Origin of the sequence: Mesorhizobium sp. M0633, from assembly GCF_040320645.1 — a bacterium.
Lineage (GTDB): Bacteria > Pseudomonadota > Alphaproteobacteria > Rhizobiales > Rhizobiaceae > Mesorhizobium.
The window spans coordinates 14,438-32,445 of the sequence record NZ_JAMYQC010000026.1; the positions used below are offsets into that span (position 1 = coordinate 14,438).

17 protein-coding genes are annotated in these 18,008 nt (G+C 61.9%); 14 read left to right on the forward strand and 3 right to left on the reverse strand.

Translation table 11 applies throughout. The features are described 5' to 3' along the window. Nucleotides 1-9: 9 nt before the first annotated feature. The 11 genes from rplQ (at nt 10) to NKI47_RS24135 (ending at nt 10,533) form a co-directional block, all read left to right on the forward strand. Nucleotides 10-441 (forward strand): 50S ribosomal protein L17, encoded by a 432-nt coding sequence (gene rplQ / locus NKI47_RS24085; RefSeq protein ID WP_023675127.1) that lies wholly within the window; start codon nt 10-12, stop codon nt 439-441. A gap of 193 nt (nt 442-634) precedes the next feature. Continuing rightward, nucleotides 635-2,122 (forward strand): DegQ family serine endoprotease, encoded by a 1,488-nt coding sequence (locus NKI47_RS24090; protein WP_352593855.1) that lies wholly within the window; start codon nt 635-637, stop codon nt 2,120-2,122. Between the two features lie 43 nt (nt 2,123-2,165). After that, entirely contained in the window at nt 2,166-3,476 is a 1,311-nt protein-coding gene (locus NKI47_RS24095; RefSeq protein ID WP_352593856.1) for a replication-associated recombination protein A, read from the forward strand. Nucleotides 3,477-3,612: 136 nt separating this feature from the next. Beyond that, nucleotides 3,613-4,443: an aspartyl/asparaginyl beta-hydroxylase domain-containing protein gene (locus tag NKI47_RS24100; RefSeq protein ID WP_352593857.1), complete on the forward strand. Its 831-nt coding sequence runs from the start codon at nt 3,613-3,615 to the stop codon at nt 4,441-4,443. A 31-nt stretch (nt 4,444-4,474) separates the two neighbouring features. Next, nucleotides 4,475-4,861 carry a fluoride efflux transporter CrcB gene (crcB, locus tag NKI47_RS24105; RefSeq protein WP_352593858.1) on the forward strand — a complete coding sequence of 129 codons (387 nt, stop codon included), beginning with the start codon at nt 4,475-4,477 and terminating at the stop codon, nt 4,859-4,861. A gap of 125 nt (nt 4,862-4,986) precedes the next feature. Further along, a complete protein-coding gene (gene crcB / locus NKI47_RS24110; RefSeq protein WP_245274632.1) occupies nt 4,987-5,358 on the forward strand; it encodes a fluoride efflux transporter CrcB in 372 nt (123 codons plus the stop codon). Continuing rightward, nucleotides 5,355-5,693, forward strand: a complete 339-nt coding sequence (locus tag NKI47_RS24115; RefSeq protein ID WP_254817158.1) for a DUF190 domain-containing protein — start codon at nt 5,355-5,357, stop codon at nt 5,691-5,693. The genes crcB (NKI47_RS24110) and NKI47_RS24115 overlap by 4 nt, the downstream gene beginning before the upstream one ends. Nucleotides 5,694-5,755: 62 nt before the next feature. Next, the gene (locus NKI47_RS24120) at nt 5,756-6,736 is read left to right on the forward strand and encodes an RluA family pseudouridine synthase (protein WP_352593859.1); all 981 of its coding nucleotides are present in this window, start codon (nt 5,756-5,758) and stop codon (nt 6,734-6,736) included. 68 nt (nt 6,737-6,804) lie between these two features. Further along, nucleotides 6,805-7,662 (forward strand): DMT family transporter, encoded by an 858-nt coding sequence (locus tag NKI47_RS24125; RefSeq protein ID WP_502898074.1) that lies wholly within the window; start codon nt 6,805-6,807, stop codon nt 7,660-7,662. Nucleotides 7,663-7,664: 2 nt separating this feature from the next. Beyond that, complete coding sequence (locus NKI47_RS24130; RefSeq protein WP_352593861.1) at nt 7,665-8,456, forward strand: ATP12 family chaperone protein; 792 nt, start codon at nt 7,665-7,667, stop codon at nt 8,454-8,456. A gap of 187 nt (nt 8,457-8,643) precedes the next feature. After that, nucleotides 8,644-10,533 (forward strand): MFS transporter, encoded by a 1,890-nt coding sequence (locus NKI47_RS24135; RefSeq protein WP_352593862.1) that lies wholly within the window; start codon nt 8,644-8,646, stop codon nt 10,531-10,533. Between the two features lie 85 nt (nt 10,534-10,618). On the opposite strand, the gene NKI47_RS24140 is transcribed toward NKI47_RS24135, so the two are convergent. Then, nucleotides 10,619-10,813, reverse strand: coding sequence for a DUF2735 domain-containing protein (locus NKI47_RS24140; protein WP_352451032.1), 195 nt, complete (start codon nt 10,811-10,813; stop codon nt 10,619-10,621). 319 nt (nt 10,814-11,132) lie between these two features. On the opposite strand from NKI47_RS24140, the gene NKI47_RS24145 reads away from it, so the two are divergent. Then, on the forward strand, nt 11,133-12,173 hold the full coding sequence (locus NKI47_RS24145) for a glutamine synthetase beta-grasp domain-containing protein (protein WP_352451031.1): 1,041 nt from the start codon (nt 11,133-11,135) through the stop codon (nt 12,171-12,173). Between the two features lie 115 nt (nt 12,174-12,288). Here the strand turns inward: NKI47_RS24145 and glnA are convergent, their stop codons facing one another. Beyond that, entirely contained in the window at nt 12,289-13,698 is a 1,410-nt protein-coding gene (gene glnA, locus NKI47_RS24150) for a type I glutamate--ammonia ligase (protein WP_352577835.1), read from the reverse strand. 54 nt (nt 13,699-13,752) lie between these two features. Then, complete coding sequence (locus tag NKI47_RS24155; RefSeq protein WP_019857988.1) at nt 13,753-14,091, reverse strand: P-II family nitrogen regulator; 339 nt, start codon at nt 14,089-14,091, stop codon at nt 13,753-13,755. A gap of 354 nt (nt 14,092-14,445) precedes the next feature. On the opposite strand from NKI47_RS24155, the gene NKI47_RS24160 reads away from it, so the two are divergent. Further along, on the forward strand, nt 14,446-15,975 hold the full coding sequence (locus NKI47_RS24160; RefSeq protein ID WP_352593863.1) for an NAD(P)H-hydrate dehydratase: 1,530 nt from the start codon (nt 14,446-14,448) through the stop codon (nt 15,973-15,975). After that, nucleotides 15,972-17,975: a hypothetical protein gene (locus NKI47_RS24165; protein ID WP_352593864.1), complete on the forward strand. Its 2,004-nt coding sequence runs from the start codon at nt 15,972-15,974 to the stop codon at nt 17,973-17,975. The genes NKI47_RS24160 and NKI47_RS24165 overlap by 4 nt, the downstream gene beginning before the upstream one ends. Nucleotides 17,976-18,008 lie beyond the last annotated feature (33 nt).

Genomic DNA, 18,008 nt, shown 5'->3' on the forward strand with positions numbered 1-18,008 from the left:
AGAAGAGCCATGCGCCACGGATTTAAGGGCCGCCGGTTCGCCCGCAGCATAAGCCATCGCAAGTCGATGTTTGCCAACCTTGCCGTGTCGCTTATCGAGCACGAGCAGATCCTCACCACGCTGCCGAAGGCGAAGGATTTGCGTCCGATCGTCGAGAAGCTGGTGACGCTCGGCAAGCGCGGCGACCTGCACGCCCGCCGCCAGGTTATTGCCCAGATCGGCAATGAAGGCGTCGTCAAGCGCCTGTTCGATACCATCGCGCCACGTTATGCCACCCGCAACGGCGGCTATCTGCGCATCATGAAGGCCGGCTTCCGACACGGTGATAACGCGGCAATGGCGGTCATCGAGTTCGTCGACCGCGACACCTCGGCCAAGGGCGCCGGCGATCGCGCCCGCATCGAGGCCGAAGGCACCGAAGAGGAAGCCGCAGCCGCATAAGGCTTGGTTTTTCTGAGAAGTTCAAAAGGGGCCTCCGGGCCCCTTTTTCTGTTTCCGAAGGTACCGGGCAGGGCTGGTAGGGGTTTTGTCACCGGTTTTTGCGGCGACTACCCAAAATAATCCGATTTCAGCGGCTTAGCCTTTCATTTTGCACAATCGTCAGGACAATGGCGCCCGACTTGGAGGATTCGGAATGCGCGTTAAACGGCTGTCCATTGTTCTGATCTGCGCCTTGATGGCGTTGGCCGTCGTGCCGGCGGCCAGGCACGCGCTGGCGGAGGAGGCCAAGCCAGATCCCGGTCTGTCCGACGTGCTAACCGATCTGCTGCATGGCGTCGAAGGCGAAAACGCCACTTCAGGCCCCGACAAGCGCGTGCCGTTCGGCCGCGAGGAGGTGCAACTGTCCTTCGCGCCGCTGGTCAAGCAGACGGCGCCGGCCGTGGTCAATGTCTACGCTTCGCAGACCGCCAAGGTGACGTCGCCCTTCGACGGCGATCCGTTCTTCGAGGAGTTCTTCGGCCGCTCGCAGCCGCGCGCGCAGTCTTCGCTCGGTTCGGGGGTGCTGGTCGATCCGACCGGTGTCGTGGTCACCAATTTCCACGTCGTCAAGGACGCTGACCAGGTCAAGGTCGCGACCGCCGACGGGCGCGAATTCGACAGCAAGGTGCTGCTCAAGGATGAGACGCTCGACCTCGCCGTGCTCAAGATTTCTTCTGACAAGCCGTTCCCGGTGATCGCCATCGGCGATTCCGACGCGCTCGAGGTCGGCGATCTGGTGCTGGCGATCGGCAATCCGTTCGGTGTCGGCCAGACCACCACCAGCGGCATCATTTCGGCGGTGGCGCGCAGCCATATCGGCGTCTCCGATTCCAGCTTCTTCATCCAGACCGACGCCGCCATCAACCCCGGCAATTCCGGTGGCGCGCTGGTCAACATGGGAGGGCAGCTGATCGGCATCAACACGGCGATCTATAGCCGTAGCGGCGGCTCGATCGGCATCGGCTTTGCCATCCCTTCGAACATGGTTCGCGCCTTCGCCGACGCGGCTAAGGCCGGGCTCGACTTCTTCGAGCGGCCGTATGCCGGTGCCGAGTTCGAGGCGGTGACGCCGCAGATTGCCGAATCGCTTGGCATCGACAAACCGACCGGTGCGCTGGTTTCTTCGGTCGAAGAGGCGGGACCCGCCGCCAAGGCAGGGCTCAAGCCGGGCGACGTGGTGCTGTCGCTCAACGGCAAGCCGGTCGAGAGCGTCGGGGCGCTGGACTACCGGATGGCGACGCTCTCGATTGGTACGAATGCCAGCTTCGGCGTTCTGAGCAAGGGTCAGCAGGTGACGATGGACATCGCGCTGGAACGGCCGCCTGAGGGCGCCAAAGCTGCGGAACTCACATTGCGCGGCCGCAGCCCGTTTTCCGGTGCCAAGGTTGCTGAACTGTCGCCACGGCTTGCCCAACGGCTCGGTCTGCGCACCGATGTCAAAGGCGTCACCGTGGTCGACATCAACCGCGATTCGCCTGCTGCCGATTTTGGCTTCCAGCCAGGCGACATCGTGCGTGAGGTCAATGGCCTGACGATCGACAAGGCGGCGACCCTGGAACAGGTAGCCCAGCAGGATACGCGCTGGTGGCGCTTTACCGTCGAGCGCGGCGGGCAGATACTGCGCCAGGTGTTGCGTTACTGAGCCCGAACGTCAGCATGATCGGGCTCCAGGCAGAAGAAGTTGCATGGCCGATCTGTTCAGTGTCGATGAACCGGAAAAGACGCCGCCCGGCAGGCCGCTGGCGGACCGTCTGCGCCCGAAGAACCTCGGCGAGGTCGTCGGCCAGGAGCATCTGACCGGATCCGACGGCGCGCTGACGCGGCTGATCGGCTCCGGCTCGCTCGGCTCGATGATCTTCTGGGGCCCGCCCGGCACCGGCAAGACCACGGTCGCACGGCTGCTTGCCGGCGAGACAAGCCTCGCCTTCGAACAGATCTCGGCGGTGTTTTCCGGCGTTGCCGACCTGAAGAAAGTGTTCGAGGCAGCGAAGCTGCGCCGCTCCAACGGCCGCCAGACACTGCTGTTCGTCGACGAGATCCATCGCTTCAACCGCACCCAGCAGGACAGTTTTCTGCCCGTGATGGAAGACGGCACCGTCGTGCTGGTCGGCGCCACCACCGAGAACCCGTCCTTCGAGCTTAACGCCGCGCTGTTGTCGCGCGCGCGTGTGCTGGTCTTCCACTCGCTCGGCGAGGACAGTATCGCCAAGCTGCTGGCGCGGGCCGAGGAGGCAGAGGGCAGGGCGCTGCCGCTCGATGAAGACGCGCGGGCGATGCTCATCCGCATGAGCGATGGCGACGGCCGCGCGGCATTGACGCTCGCCGAAGAGGTCTGGCGCGCAGCGAAATCAAAGGAGGTGTTCGGCGCCGAAGCCCTGCAGCGTATCGTCCAGCGCCGCGCGCCGATCTACGACAAGGGACAGGACGGCCACTACAATTTGATCTCCGCCTTGCACAAATCGGTGCGCGGCTCCGACCCCGATGCGGCACTCTACTATCTCGCCCGCATGTTCGACGCCGGCGAAGATCCGCTTTATCTCGGGCGCCGGTTGGTGCGCATGGCGATGGAGGATATCGGGCTGGCCGACCCGCAGGCGCTCGTCGTCGCTAACGCCGCCAAGGACGCCTATGACTATCTGGGCTCGCCCGAGGGCGAACTGGCCTTCGCCGAGGCGACCGTCTATCTCGCCACCGCGCCGAAATCCAATGCAGTTTATACCGCGTTCAAGGCCGCCACACAGGCGGCGAAGGAATTCGGTTCGCTGCTGCCGCCCAAGCACATTCTCAATGCGCCGACCAAGCTGATGAAACAGGAAGATTACGGCGCCGGCTATCGGTACGACCACGACGAGCCCGACGCTTTTTCCGGCCAGGACTATTTTCCGGAGAAGATGGGAAGGCAGACATTCTACAACCCGCCCGAGCGCGGCTTCGAGCGCGATATCAGGAAGCGGCTGGATTATTGGGCGAAGCTGCGCAGCGAGCGGGAAAAGTAGCTGCCAGTCGCACACTGGTGTGATCGCCGTTGTCTGGCGGGATAAAAAACCCTATCAAGATGCGCCTTCGGCCGGCGGACAGGCCAGAAACGTACCGACGATATTCAGAACGGAATCGCGCCTGGCGCGTGGAAAAATGACAAAAAAAACTCGCAAGACCCTCCGGAAGTTCGCCATAGCGATCCCGATGCTGGCGCTCGGCTTCTATTTCATTCCCATCCTGACGACAATTTTCATTGTCCTCGGCCTGATCGACGTGTTGCGCAACGACAACAAGAACTGGGCCCTGTTCAGTGGTTATTTCCTCGGCAACGGCATCTTCACCTGGCTGCTTTCGCCCTTCAATCTGCTGGTCGATCTGCTGTGCTACAGAAACCGCGGTGTCTGGAAACTGGACCAGTTTCCTCCGGACTATCAGCGTGAGGTCAACGAGGTTCTCGACGTCTTCAAGGCGCGCAAGGACGAGATCATCGCCGATATCGACGCCAATTTCGGCAGCAGCCGGCGCGGCATGTATGTCTACCAGTGGTACGGCAAGCACAAGATCGACAACGTCGCCGAATTCAACAAGGATTTCAAATATATCAAGACCATCGCCGTGTCGGTGTTCAGGGGCAAGGAATCGACCTCCTGGCATTTCGGACCGCTGCGGCTCAGCCTGCGCATTCTCTACAATCTTCTCCCGGTGAAGGCCGAGGTTTTCGTCGAGTGCAACAACGCCAGGAACTACTGGCACGACAATCCGCTCTATATTTTCGACGACACGCTGCTGCACCGCTCGGTCAACGAATATGATGGGCGCCGCTACTGCGTGTTCATGGACATCATCCGGCCATCGCCATTCCCCGGCCTGATCGCCGCTCTTCTCGCCATCGTTTCGGTCAGCGTCGAGCGCATCAATGCCATGTTCTACAAGAACTGGAAGATGATCGGCTCCAGCAAGCCGAAGAAGGCCGGAGCCGCCTGACACCGTGGTGTGACCGGCGCGAGGGAGCACGATGTATCATCTGTTGCTTGTCTGCCTTGGTGGCGCGATCGGTGCAATGGCCCGCTTCTTCCTGTCCGGCTTCGTCGCCCGCCGGGTCGGCGAGACCTTTCCCTGGGGCACTATGGCCGTCAACGTCTCGGGAGCGTTTGCAATCGGTGTCGTTGCGCATGCGGTGGCGCGCGACGGCATGCCCGCCATCTGGGCCTTTACCGTTACCGGCGGCCTCGGCTGCTACACCACGGTTTCTTCCTTCAGCCTGCAGACGCTGGCGCTGGCGCGCGAGGGCGAATGGCGGCGCGCCGGCGGAAATGTGCTGCTTTCGGTTTTTCTGAGCCTCGGCGGCGTGACGCTAGGCTTTGCTGCGGGAAGTCTTCTGATTGGCGGCGGGGCGCCGTGAGCGGCCCGCGGAAGCTCCGCCACGACGGGACGGACACTGCCGCGGCAGGGCATACGGCGCGCCTCATTGGCCGTCGCAGAACCAACGAAACGGTTCGGCTCTATGCGACCGTAGCCGCAGGCAGCATGATCGGCGGTGTGTTGCGGGCGCTTGCCTCATCGACGAGCACTGCCCTGTGGGGCGCTGGATTTCCCTTCGGCACGCTCCTCGTCAACATTGTTGGCTCGTTCCTCATCGGCTTCTACGCGACATTGACGGGACCGGATGGTCGCGTCTTCGCCGGTCCGCTGCAACGTCAATTCTTCATGGCCGGCTTCTGCGGCGGCCTGACGACCTTCTCCGCTTTCAGCCTTGAAACACTCACCCTCGCGCAAGGCGGGAGGCTTGTGGCGGCGGGACTCAATATCGCGATCTCCGTGGTGGCCTGGCTTGCCGCCGTCTGGCTTGGCCACATCTTTGCAGTTCGGCTCAACCGGCTGAGAGGGTCCAGGCAATGAAGATACCAACACAGGCACAATTGCTGCGCATATTTATCGGCGAAAACGACAAGGCAGATGGCCGTCCGCTGTATGAGGTTATCGTGCTGAGGGCCCGCGAAATGCAGATCGCCGGCGCGACCGTCCTGCGCGGCGCGATGGGGTTCGGCCATTCCAGCCGGCTTCACACCACGAAGATCCTCCGCCTATCGGAGGATCTGCCACTCGTCATCGAGATCGTCGATGACGAGGAAAAATTGGCCGCTTTCCTGCCCGTGCTTGAAACAATCATGACAAGTGGTTTGATTACGCTGGAGAAAGTTCAGGTTCTGCAATATGGAACCGACAACGAATAACCGAGTGAGATTGCGGGTACCGGCGAATGCCGTTGCATGCCTGCAAAACGGCGATTGGAATCATGGCAGGCGTTGAACAGATCACAGTGGACGCCGGCGAGGCGGGCATGCGGCTCGACCGCTGGTTCAAGAGCCATTTCCCCGGTCTCGGTTTCGGTCATCTGCAGAAGCTGCTGCGTTCCGGCCAGATCCGCGTCGACGGCGGCAGGGTGAAGGCCGATACCCGCGTCGAAGCCGGCCAGACGGTCCGAGTGCCCCCGCTCGAAGTCGACAAGAAAGGTGAAAGCCCGCTCACCGGTCATTCGATCCGCAACCAGGGCGACGCCGACGTTTTGGCAATGATGCTGATCCATGAGGACCCGAAGGTCTTCGTCTTCAACAAGCCGGCCGGCCTAGCGGTCCAGGGCGGCTCTGGCGTCACCCGCAATGTCGACGACATGCTGGAAGCCTGGCGCAACCAGAAGGGCGAGAAGCCGCGTCTGGTGCACCGGCTCGACCGCGACACGTCGGGTGTGCTGGTTGTCGCTCGTACAAGGCTCGCCGCCATGAAGCTCGCCGAAGCGTTCCGGGCGCGTGAGACGAAGAAAACCTACTGGGCGCTGGTCAAGGGCGTGCCGCCGAAGCGCGAGGACAAGATCTCGACCTGGCTGATCAAGGAACCGACGCCCGACGGCGATCGTGTGCGCATCGCCAAGCATGGCGAAAAGGGCGCCGATCACGCCGTGTCCTATTACCGCATCGTCGAGCAGGCGGCGCAGACGCTGTCCTGGCTGGAAATGGAACCCTATACCGGGCGCACCCACCAGCTTCGCGTCCATGCCGCCCATATCGGTTGCCCGATCATCGGCGACCCCAAATATTTCGAGGCCGACACCAATTGGGATTTTCCCGGCGGCATGCAGAACCGGCTGCATCTGCACGCGCGCCGCATCGTCATCCCGCATCCCGACAAGGGCTTTGTCGACGTCACCGCACCGATGCCGCCGCATATGCGCCAGAGCTGGAACCTGCTCGGTTTCGACGACGCGAGCGCGGAGGACTAGCGGCGGTGGGCGTCGCCACAGATACGCTCGACCGCCGTGACGCGGTCGATCTGGCGGCCGCCGCCATCATGGTTGGGCTGACCTTTTCCTGGGGACTGAACTACGTCGCCGCCAAGATCTCCTATGCCGACTACGATCCCGTTTTCCTGTCGATCGCACGGTCGGTCATCGGCGGCTTGTGTGTTTTCGGCTGGTGCCGCTGGCGCGGCATTGCGCTGTTCACGCCCGACAAGACCCTCGTCGCCGGCATTCTGGCAGGCGCGCTTTTCGGTCTCGAGTTCCTGTTCCTGTATGTCGGGCTCGAGCATACCACTGTCGTGCGCAACACCTTGCTGGTCAACACCATGCCGTTCTGGATGTTGGTCGGCGGTCATTTCCTGCTGGGCGAAAGCATCACGGCACGCAAGCTCGTTGGTCTTCTGCTCGCTTTCGCCGGACTGATCGCGGTGTTTTCAGACAAGCTTAGCGCCAGTGGCGGCGCGACGCTGAGCGGCGATTTGCTCAGTCTCGGTGCCGGCATTCTGTGGGCAGTGACCAATATCGTCATCAAGCGGTCGAAGCTGGTGACGGCCAGCGCCGAAAAGCTGCTGCTCTATCAGCTGGCCGGGGCCGCCGTCGTCGGCATTTTGGTGATGCCTTTTGCCGGGCCGCCCGTCCGCAACTTTACCGTCTTGCCAACCTTGGCTCTGCTGTTCCAGGCCGTGTACGTTGTCGCCTTCACCTATGTGCTGTGGTTCTGGCTGCTGCGGCGCTACCCTGCATCTGGACTGTCGAGCTTCACCTTCCTGTCGCCGGTGTTTGGTGTGCTGTGCGGCGCCGTGTTCTTGAACGAGCCGCTGACCGTTCGTATCTTCCTGGCACTCGCCCTGATCGCCGCCGGACTCATCATCGTCAACCGGCCGGCCCGAAAACAAAGTCCCGGATGAGCATGCGCGATATATTGAACGACCTCGAAGCTGGAAAGCAGCTCTCCGATCCGGACCCGGTGCGTCGCGCCCAGATCCAGATGAAGACGCCGCTGCCGAAGCGCTTCTACAAGACCGTCGCGGTAGCACCGGTCGAAGACGGTTTTGCCGTCCATCTCGATGGCAAGCCCGTCCGCACGCCGGCCAAGGCGCTGCTGGCGCTGCCGACCGAAAAGGCGGCTGCTCTCGTCGCCGAGGAATTCGCCGCACAGGAGGAGACCATCGACCCGGTGACGATGCCGGTGATGCGTCTGGTCAATACGGCAATCGATGGCGTCGCCAGTGATCCCCAGGCGGTGCTGGAGGATATCCTGCGCTTTGCCTCGTCCGACCTGCTCTGCTACCGCGCCGATGCGCCCCAAGGACTCGTCGACCGGCAGAACGAGCATTGGGATCCGGTCATCAACTGGGTGCGCAGCGCGCTCGGCGCCCGGTTCCATCTTGCCGAAGGCGTGATCCATGTCGAACAGCCGCGCGAGAGTATCGCGCTGCTTGGCCAGCATCTTGCCCAACGTGCCGATCCGCTGCGCCTTGCCGCCATCCACGTCATGACGTCGCTGACCGGATCGGCGCTGCTGGCGCTGGCCGTCGACTTCGGCGAGCTCGACGGCGAGGCGGCCTGGGCTGCCGGTCATGTCGACGAGGACTGGCAGGCCGAGCAATGGGGCCATGATGCCGAGGCCGTCGCGCACCGCGCGGCCCGGAAGCGCGACATGATGGCGGCAGTCACGCTGCTCGAAGCTCTCAAAGGCTGACCGCACCGTCGTTTCTATTTCGCACTGCACATTAGACCAAAGTCATAATCCCAAAGACGGTCTGCCTCTGGACGGCGCTTTCTGTCATTTTTTGCACTGGTGGCTGCACTGAGTCTGCGTTGCGAGGAAACGCGGACGATGACGCGCAGCATCGAGGACTGACGGAATCACACGGGAGGATACACTCATGGCAATGGCATCGACCGCCGGCAAAACAAGCCGCGGCATGACGCGCGAGGAGAAGAAGGTCATCTTCGCTTCCTCGCTCGGCACCGTTTTTGAATGGTACGATTTTTATCTCTACGGCTCGCTGGCAGTATTCATTGGTTCGACTTTTTTCAGTCCAACCATTCCGGAAGCGACGCGCAATATTTTCGCGCTGCTGGCGTTTGCCGCTGGCTTCCTCGTGCGCCCGTTCGGCGCATTGCTGTTCGGCCGCATCGGCGACCTTGTCGGCCGTAAATACACTTTCCTTGTCACCATGACGATCATGGGCCTGTCGACCTTCCTGGTCGGCTTGCTGCCTGGCTATGCGACTTTGGGCATCGCCGCTCCCGTGATCCTGATCATCTTGCGCATGTTGCAGGGCCTGGCGCTCGGCGGCGAGTATGGCGGTGCCGCCACCTATGTCGCCGAGCATGCACCCGACGATCGCCGCGGCTACTACACGTCGTGGATACAGACGACGGCAACGCTCGGCCTGTTCCTGTCGCTGATCGTCATCCTGATCGTCCAGGGGTCGATGACCAAGGAAACCTACGCCGCCTGGGGCTGGCGCATTCCGTTCATCGTTTCCTTCCTCCTCCTCGGCATTTCGATCTGGATCCGGCTGTCGCTTTCTGAATCGCCGACCTTCCAGCGCATGAAGGACGAAGGCAAAGGCTCCAAGGCGCCGCTGTCAGAAGCCTTCGGTCAGTGGAAGAACGCCAAGATCGCGCTGCTGGCGCTGCTCGGCCTCACAGCCGGTCAGGCCGTAGTTTGGTACAATGGCCAGTTCTACGCGCTGTTCTTCTTGCAGAACGTGCTCAAGGTCGATCCGCAATCGGTCAACATCATGATCGCGATTGCTCTGGCTGTTGGCTCGATCTTCTTCGTCGTGTTCGGCTGGCTCTCCGACAAGATCGGCCGCAAGCCGATTATCATGGCCGGCCTTGCACTGGCGATCGTCTGCACCTTCCCGTTGTTCAAGGCGCTGACCTGGGCAGCCAACCCGGCGCTCGCCACCGCGCAGCAGAACACCCGTGCGACGGTGACCGCGGCACCGGGAGACTGCAAGTTCCAGTTCAACCCGGTGGGCACGGCGAAGTTCACCACGTCCTGCGATATCGCCACCTCGTTTCTGACCAAGAACTCGGTGCCTTATGACGTAGTGGCCACGGCAGCGCCCGGCACTGCTGCGTCGGTCAAAATCGGCAACGAGACGGTTGAGTCGTATGACGCCACCGCAGCCGGCGATCAAGCCAAGGCCAAGGACGCTGTTTTCGCCAAGGCGGTAAACACGGCGCTTCAGGACGGCGGCTATCCGCTGAAACGGGCAGCGGCGAAGGTGCCGGATCAGAAGCTCGAAGCCTTCATCGCGGCCAATCCCGAACTGAAGCTCGATGCGGCCGCGATCCGCGCCGGCGAGAAGGCCATGGTTCCGGCCGACCAGGCGATCAAGGACAAGCTGCTGACTGCCGATGAGGCTGCGGGAGCTCCCGAGGTCACCGTCTACACCGTACCAGGCGGCGGTCCCTTTGCCATGTTCGCCGACCCGGCGGCGGTCAACTGGCCGATGACGATCGGCATCCTGCTCATCCTCGTGATCTTCGTCACGATGGTCTACGGGCCGATTGCCGCGATCCTGGTCGAGATGTTCCCGACCCGCATCCGCTACACCGGCATGTCGCTGCCCTACCATATCGGCAACGGCTGGTTCGGCGGGCTGCTGCCGGCGACGGTGTTCGCGCTCAGCGCCTACAAGGGCGATATCTACTACGGACTCTGGTACCCAGTGGTGATCGCGGCGATGTCGCTGATCATCGGCATGATCTTTGTCAGGGATACGCTCGGAACGGACCTGCACACCAAACAGTAGCCGGCCTGTCCGGTTCAAAGCAAAGCCCGGCGCGAGCGATCGCGCCGGGCTTTTCCAATCTATCGACTACATGGAGGGGAAGGGCTTAGCTCTTCCGATCCTGATTCGCTTCCTCGATCGCTGCCTCATGATACCAGGCACTTCCGAAATCCGTGCGGTTGCGCAACGAAGCAAGTTCTGCCGCGAACTTAGCCTTTCCGCTTAAATTTGAGGCAGAAGCGCGCGCTGCCACCGGGAACATCAGGATTTTGGCCGACTGACGAGTGGAAGTGATTTCCATTGTCGGTTTCCTTTCTTCGACAGAACCTTGCCGATTCAACCTTTCCCCAACATAGGTTCAGCAACGGAAATAGGCAACATGATTACGAAAAGATCAGTACTTGCACATTATATGTGCAAAATGTGCTTGTGGATGATCCGAACGCAGCATGACGGCGGACCAGCGATTTTGGGCGGATACAACCTCACTTTTGCCGCATCCGTCGCCGGCGAGAATGGCACACGAATTGCATTTTAGTAATCCGGCAGGTCGGCTGCTGGATAGGCCGGCTCGCCCCGGCGCCATCCAGGGTTCGGTGATCAAGCAACGAGAGGCTAGAATGACGAAATACAAGCTCGAGTACATTTGGCTCGATGGATACACCCCGGTTCCCAATCTCCGCGGAAAGACGCAGGTCAAGGACTACGCCGAGTTTCCGACGCTCGACCAGCTTCCGCTGTGGGGCTTCGACGGTTCTTCGACCATGCAGGCCGAGGGCCACAGCTCCGACTGCGTTTTGAAGCCGGTCGCCGTTTATCCCGATCCCGCCCGCACCAATGGCGCTCTCGTCATGTGCGAGGTCATGATGCCGGACGGAGTGACGCCGCATGCGTCCAACAAGCGCGCCACCATTCTCGACGACGAGGGCGCCTGGTTCGGCTTCGAGCAGGAATATTTCTTCTACAAGGACGGCCGCCCGCTCGGCTTCCCCGAGAGTGGCTATCCGGCGCCGCAAGGCCCGTACTATACCGGCGTCGGCTACAGCAATGTCGGCTCCGTCGCCAGGCAGATCGTCGAGGAGCATCTCGATCTTTGCCTTGCCGCCGGCATCAACCATGAAGGCATCAACGCCGAAGTGGCCAAGGGCCAGTGGGAATTCCAGATCTTCGGCAAGGGCTCCAAGAAGGCCGCCGACCAGATGTGGATGGCACGCTATTTGATGCAGCGCCTGACCGAGAAGTACGGCATCGATATCGAATATCATTGCAAGCCGCTCGGCGACACCGACTGGAACGGCTCCGGCATGCATGCCAACTTCTCGACCGCCTATATGCGCGAAGTCGGCGGCAAGGGCTATTTCGAGGCGCTGATGGCAGCCTTCGACAAAAACCTGATGGATCACATCGCCGTCTATGGGCCGGACAACGACAAGCGTTTGACCGGCAAGCACGAGACCGCGCCCTGGAACAGGTTCAGCTACGGCATCGCCGACCGCGGCGCCTCGATCCGCGTGCCGCATTCCTTTATCAATAACGGCTACAAGGGCTATCTCGAGGATCGCCGCCCGAACTCGCAGGGTGACCCCTACCAGATCGCCTCGCAGATATTGAAGACGATCGCCTCCGTCCCTACCAGCGCCGAAGTTTCGGCCGCGGCTTGAGCATTCGTCCCGGCGTAGACCTCAGGTCTGCGCCGTGACTTTCTCTCCAATCGCATCACAATAAAAAACCCCGGCGTCTCTGCCGGGGTTTTTTTGTTGGCTGCAACGATCTGGATCAGACCGAATAGTACATATCGTATTCGACCGGATGCGGCGTCATTTCGAAGCGCATCACCTCGGCCATCTTGAGCTCGATATAGCTGTCGATTTGGTCGTCGTCGAAGACGCCGCCGGCCTTAAGGAACCCGCGGTCCTTGTCGAGGCTCTGCAAAGCCTCGCGCAGCGAGCCGCAGACGGTCGGGATTTTCTTCAATTCCTTCGGCGGCAGGTCGTAGAGATCCTTGTCCATCGGCTGTCCCGGGTGGATCTTGTTTTTGATGCCGTCGAGGCCGGCCATCAGCATGGCGGCGAAGGCGAGATAGGGGTTGGCACCAGGATCGGGGAAGCGGACCTCGACGCGCTTGGATTTCGGCGACGAGCCGAACGGAATGCGGCACGAGGCCGAGCGGTTGCGTGCCGAATAGGCGAGCAGCACCGGCGCTTCATAGCCCGGCACCAGGCGCTTGTAGGAGTTGGTCAGCGGGTTGGTGAAGGCGTTGATCGCCTTCGCATGCTTGATGATGCCACCGATGTAGAACAGGCAGCTCTCGGACAGGCCGGCATATTCGTTGCCGGCAAAGGTCGGCTTGCCTTCCTTCCAGATCGACTGGTGGACGTGCATGCCCGAGCCGTTGTCGCCGAACACCGGCTTCGGCATGAAAGTGGCCGTCTTGCCATACGCATTGGCGACCTGGTGCACGACATATTTGTAGATCAGCATCTTGTCGGCGTTTCGGACCAGCGTGTCGAACTTGATGCCGAGCTCGTGCTGGGCGGCGGCCACTTCGTGATGGTGCTTTTCAACGCGCACGCCCATTTCGGCGAGCACGGTGAGCATTTCCGAGCGCATGTCCTGTGCCGAATCGATCGGCGGCACCGGGAAATAGCCGCCCTTGATGCGCGGCCGGTGACCGAGATTGCCGGTCTCGTAGTCGGTGTCGTCATTGGACGGCAGTTCGGTGGAATCCAGCCTGAAGCCGGTGTTGTAGGGATCGGCTTTGTACTTGACGTCGTCGAACACGAAGAACTCGGCTTCAGGACCGACGAAGATCTGGTCGCCGATGCCTTCGGCCTTCATGTAGGCCTCGGCTTTTTTAGCGGTGCCGCGCGGGTCGCGATTGTAGGACTCCCCGGAGATCGGATCGAGGATGTCGCACAGGATGACCATGGTCGACTGCGCGAAGAACGGGTCCATATGCACCGTATCGGAATCCGGCATCAGCACCATGTCGGACTCGTTGATCGCCTTCCAGCCTGCGATCGAGGAACCATCGAACATGACGCCATCGGCAAACATGTCTTCCTCGACCTCGACGACATCCATCGTAACGTGCTGCAGTTTGCCCTTCGGATCGGTGAAGCGCAGATCGACGAACTTAACGTCGTTGTCCTTGATCTGCTTCATGATGTCTTTGGCTGTCGTCATGTCCCTGCTTCCCTATGTGATGACGTTTTGAACATGGCCTTTTAACGGGAAAATTCAGACGGCGTCCATGCCGGTTTCGCCGGTGCGAATGCGCACCACTTCCTCGATATTGGAGACGAAGATCTTACCGTCGCCGATGCGGCCGGTCTGGGCCGCCTTGCGGATGGCTTCGATCGCGGCTTCGACCGCATCGTCGCCGAGCACGACCTCGATTTTCACCTTCGGCAGGAAGTCGACGACATATTCGGCGCCGCGATAAAGCTCGGTATGGCCCTTCTGGCGGCCAAACCCTTTGGCCTCGGTAACGGTGATACCTTGCAGGCCGGCCTCCTGAAGCGCTTCCTTCACTTCGTCTAGCTTGAACGGCTTGATGATCGCTTCGATCTTTTTCATGTAAAAAGTGGCCTCCACTGCCAAAAAAGACGGGTTGTGAGCCCCGCTTGCGCCTCAATCAAGCACGAACTGTGCCAATTGATGGGGTGCCGAACGGGCTCACATGATTTGGATACCATGCTACGCGGGAATGTACATTCGCGTCATTCCATGCGCCATGAACGCCGCGAGCCTACACACCGCCGGTCCCGTCGTCCGCACAAAAAATGGGCAGATCGGATATTTCATGGGCAGCTGCGCGCCGTCGTCCCGAACGATGTGCGCCGCCAAATTGCTTGGCGACCTTCGTTGTTTGCGTCGGATCAAAAACTGGACAATGCTTGGGAAAATGATGTGCATGTCGCCTGATATTCCATGAGCAATGAACTTCTGTCTCCGTCCGAAATGGCCGAGGCCGACCGGCTGGCGATTGCCGCTGGTCCGTTCGACGGCATCGGCCTGATGCGCAATGCCGGTGCTGCGGTTGCTGCCGTGGTACTCAAGCGCTACCCGAACGCAACGCGCGTCCACGTGCTTTGCGGCCCCGGCAACAATGGCGGCGACGGCTATGTCGTGGCGCGCATCCTTCGGGAGAGCGCCGTCGACGTCTCGGTATGGGCGTCCGGATCGCCTAAAGGAGGCAGCGATGCAGCAGTCGTTGCCTCGGAGTGTCCGGTTGAAGCTCGGCCGCTGTCGGATTTCGTTGCCGAGACGGGCTCGATCGTGGTCGATGCGCTTTACGGGGCGGGGCTGTCCAAGCCGCTTTCCGGCGACCCCGCCAAGGCGATCGACAATGTGGCGGAGTTGAATTTGCCGGTCGTCGCGGTCGACCTGCCGTCGGGCGTCTCCGGTGAGAGCGGCAATGTCCTCGGTCAGGCTTTCCACGCCCGAATCACCGTGACCTTTGCGCGAAAAAAGCCAGGCCATCTTTTGTTGCCGGGGCGCGAGCTGTGCGGCGAAATCGTGCTCGCTGATATCGGCATAAGCGACAGTGTTGTTGCGCAGCTTGAACCACGAACATTCGAGAACATTCCGGCGCTCTGGCTTGGCCGCTTTCCGGTTCCGGCCGTCGACGCCCATAAGTATAAACGCGGCCATGTCGGCGTCTTTTCCGGCGGGCCGTCGGCGACGGGTGCTGCGCGGCTGTCGGCGCTTGCCGCGGCCAGGAGCGGGGCAGGGGCCGTCACCTTGCTGTCGCCGGCGAACGCCATCCATGTGAACGCGGCGCATCTGACCTCGATCATGCTGCGCAAGCTAGACACTGTCGCGGATGTGGACGAATTCGTCGGCAGCCGCCGGCCATCGGCCTTCGTGCTCGGCCCGGGATTTGGCATTGGTGAGAAGACGCGCGAATTCGCCCTGGCCGTGCTGAATGGCGCCCATGGGCAGGGCGGCGGGATTGAGGGCTTGGTGCTCGACGCCGACGGCGTCACCTCGTTTCGCGACGCGCCGGATGCCCTGTTCGAAGCCGCCAGCCGGCCGAGCGCGCCGGCTCTGGTGATGACGCCGCATGACGGCGAATTCGCCAGGCTTTTTTCAGATATCGCCGAGGACAAGGACCTGTCCAAACTCGCCAAGGCACGCGCCGCAGCCGAACGGGCCAACGCCACTCTCGTCTACAAGGGTGCCGACACTGTGATTGCGGCCCCCGATGGCCGGGCAGCGATCAACGGCAATGGCGCGCCTTGGCTGGCCACCGCCGGTTCGGGCGACGTGCTGTCGGGTATCATCGCCGCGCTGCTGGCGCAGGGCATGCCGGCCTTTGAAGCGGCCTGTGCGGCAGTCTGGATCCATGCCGAGGCCGGCAGCCGTTTCGGGCCGGGGCTGATCGCCGAGGACCTGCCGCCGGCGCTAGTGCCGGTCCTGCGCGAGCTTATCGAAAGTCGCGGGATAGCTGCCGAATGAACCGCATGTTCACGCTGCTCGTTGCGATCGTCAGCGCCGTATTCATGGCGCAGGCTGCGAACGCCGAAACTCCGCTGACGATCGTCGACGACCCGGCCGTTCTCGCCGCCCTCGACAGCAACGGTTACGGGTTCGCCGGCATTTTCGGCGTCGATGGCAAGGGCGATTTGAAGACGCTTTATGACAAGGCTCCGGCCTATCACGCGATTGTCGAAACGATTGCAAGCGACGTCGCAGCATTGCGGGCCGAGATGAAGGCCGGCGGTCGGCCGCTCTACGAGGTGACCGACGGCAATGTTGGCCGTGTCATGGACATGCGCTGGCTGAGGACCGAGGCCGCACGCTTCCGCCTTGTCGGCGTGGTCAACCGGCTCGACCGGCGCGACTTCGCCGCGTTGCAAGGCGACACGAGTTGCGGCGAAGTGCGCTTCATCTATCGCCTCGCCTACAGCTTCAAGAAGAACGGCAAGGTTTTGGCCTCGCGCCTGCCGTTCAATTTCAGTGCCGTCTACAATGCCGCGCCGGATGCCGATGGCGGTTGTGTCGGCGTCGCCGGACGCTGGGCACCACAGCTCGACGAGAACGTCGATGCTGGGTGGCTGACCGGTGGCCCGCTGGAAATGTCGGCGCTCACCTTCAAGCAGCTCGAGCTCAATGCGCAAGTGGTGCGCTTCCCCTCCGGCCAGGAGACCGAATTCGGCGGGCAGGCTGCCTATCTCATGCGAATTTTCGGCATGGACGGAGCGGCTGCCAGCGAAAAGCCGCTGGAAAACACGCCCGATACGGTACGTCTCGCCGAAGACGCTGCGCTGAAAGCAAGACTTGCCGACTATGTCCGCACCAATGTCGCGGCGGTCGATCTCGGCGTCTACCAGATTCCCGAGGAATTCCTGGCAAGGAAGGTCATCTCTTGGTCGACCTTCGGCAGTGCGAGGCAGGCCAACCACCTGTTCACGCCACTGTTCCAGTCCGCGGATTTCGCTGGTGTCGATTTCTCTGCAATGAAGCTGGTGCGCACGCCGGAGGCACTGGTCGAGCGGCTGGACAACGGCGCCTGCCAGGGCTGCCATCAGGCGGGCTCGACCGCCGGCTTCCATTTCATCGGCCTCGACGACAAGACGACCTCGCCGCTCAACCGCATCGAGGTCGGCATCTCCCCGCATCTCCACGCCGACATCCCGCGCCGCGTCGCCTGGCTGCGCGCGACTGCCGACGGCAAGGAACCGAACCGCTTTCGCCCGTTATCGTTCGCGCCGCCGGCGACCTGGAACGATGCCGGCGAAATCGCCTATTCGCCGGCCGAGATGGCGATGCCGTGCCTGATGCCGGCGGATGCGGCCCGCTTCGGCGCGACCTGGCAATGCGGCGCCGGCACCGTCTGCACGCCGCTGGCGACCTCGTCCGGCGTACGCACCAAGCTGGCGCAATGCCTGTTGCCCAAGCACAGCGAAGACATGTTTTCCGGCCACCCCTGTTTAACGGGATCCATCGCGAGTAACCCGGCACAGCCTTTCAATGACCGGTATACCATCACCGGTCAGTTCGCGGCGTTCGCGCCAAGCATTTCGCGCGCCGCCTACACCTGCCGACCGCCGAAGATCGGTGTGCCGGCGGGTATCGCCTATCGCGGCTGCGACGACCGGGATCGCAGCTTTGCCGCCTTCAAGACGGGCAAGCCGATGCCGAACGAGATTTGCGGACTGGTCGGCGGCAAGAAATTCGACACCTGCGTGGCGACCAATAACTTCGACCAGTGCCTCGGCGGCGCCGTCAATCGCGGTAATCGTCCCGCCTGTTCGGCCGACCATTTCTGCCGCGAGGATTACATGTGCCAGTCGCTGCCGCCCGATACACCCGGTATCGGCAAAGTGAAGGGCATCGGCTTCTGCTCGCCGACTTATTTTATCTTCCAGATGCGCATCGACAATCACGCCACGCCATGGTCGGGCGCTGTCCGCGCGACGAGGGGGGCCGGGTTCGGAGCGGCGGAAGCGGAATAGCCTGCGCCGACTGCGCATTAGCCGCTATAGTTT

Coding starts and splice junctions, on each gene's coding strand:
- rplQ (WP_023675127.1), top strand. CDS start 10: ATGCGCCACGGATTTAAGGGCCGCCGGTTCGCCCGCAGCATAAGCCAT.
- NKI47_RS24090 (WP_352593855.1), top strand. CDS start 635: ATGCGCGTTAAACGGCTGTCCATTGTTCTGATCTGCGCCTTGATGGCG.
- NKI47_RS24095 (WP_352593856.1), top strand. CDS start 2,166: ATGGCCGATCTGTTCAGTGTCGATGAACCGGAAAAGACGCCGCCCGGC.
- NKI47_RS24100 (WP_352593857.1), top strand. CDS start 3,613: ATGACAAAAAAAACTCGCAAGACCCTCCGGAAGTTCGCCATAGCGATC.
- crcB (WP_352593858.1), top strand. CDS start 4,475: ATGTATCATCTGTTGCTTGTCTGCCTTGGTGGCGCGATCGGTGCAATG.
- crcB (WP_245274632.1), top strand. CDS start 4,987: ATGATCGGCGGTGTGTTGCGGGCGCTTGCCTCATCGACGAGCACTGCC.
- NKI47_RS24115 (WP_254817158.1), top strand. CDS start 5,355: ATGAAGATACCAACACAGGCACAATTGCTGCGCATATTTATCGGCGAA.
- NKI47_RS24120 (WP_352593859.1), top strand. CDS start 5,756: ATGGCAGGCGTTGAACAGATCACAGTGGACGCCGGCGAGGCGGGCATG.
- NKI47_RS24125 (WP_502898074.1), top strand. CDS start 6,805: ATGGTTGGGCTGACCTTTTCCTGGGGACTGAACTACGTCGCCGCCAAG.
- NKI47_RS24130 (WP_352593861.1), top strand. CDS start 7,665: ATGCGCGATATATTGAACGACCTCGAAGCTGGAAAGCAGCTCTCCGAT.
- NKI47_RS24135 (WP_352593862.1), top strand. CDS start 8,644: ATGGCAATGGCATCGACCGCCGGCAAAACAAGCCGCGGCATGACGCGC.
- NKI47_RS24140 (WP_352451032.1), bottom strand. CDS start 10,813: ATGGAAATCACTTCCACTCGTCAGTCGGCCAAAATCCTGATGTTCCCG.
- NKI47_RS24145 (WP_352451031.1), top strand. CDS start 11,133: ATGACGAAATACAAGCTCGAGTACATTTGGCTCGATGGATACACCCCG.
- glnA (WP_352577835.1), bottom strand. CDS start 13,698: ATGACGACAGCCAAAGACATCATGAAGCAGATCAAGGACAACGACGTT.
- NKI47_RS24155 (WP_019857988.1), bottom strand. CDS start 14,091: ATGAAAAAGATCGAAGCGATCATCAAGCCGTTCAAGCTAGACGAAGTG.
- NKI47_RS24160 (WP_352593863.1), top strand. CDS start 14,446: ATGAGCAATGAACTTCTGTCTCCGTCCGAAATGGCCGAGGCCGACCGG.
- NKI47_RS24165 (WP_352593864.1), top strand. CDS start 15,972: ATGAACCGCATGTTCACGCTGCTCGTTGCGATCGTCAGCGCCGTATTC.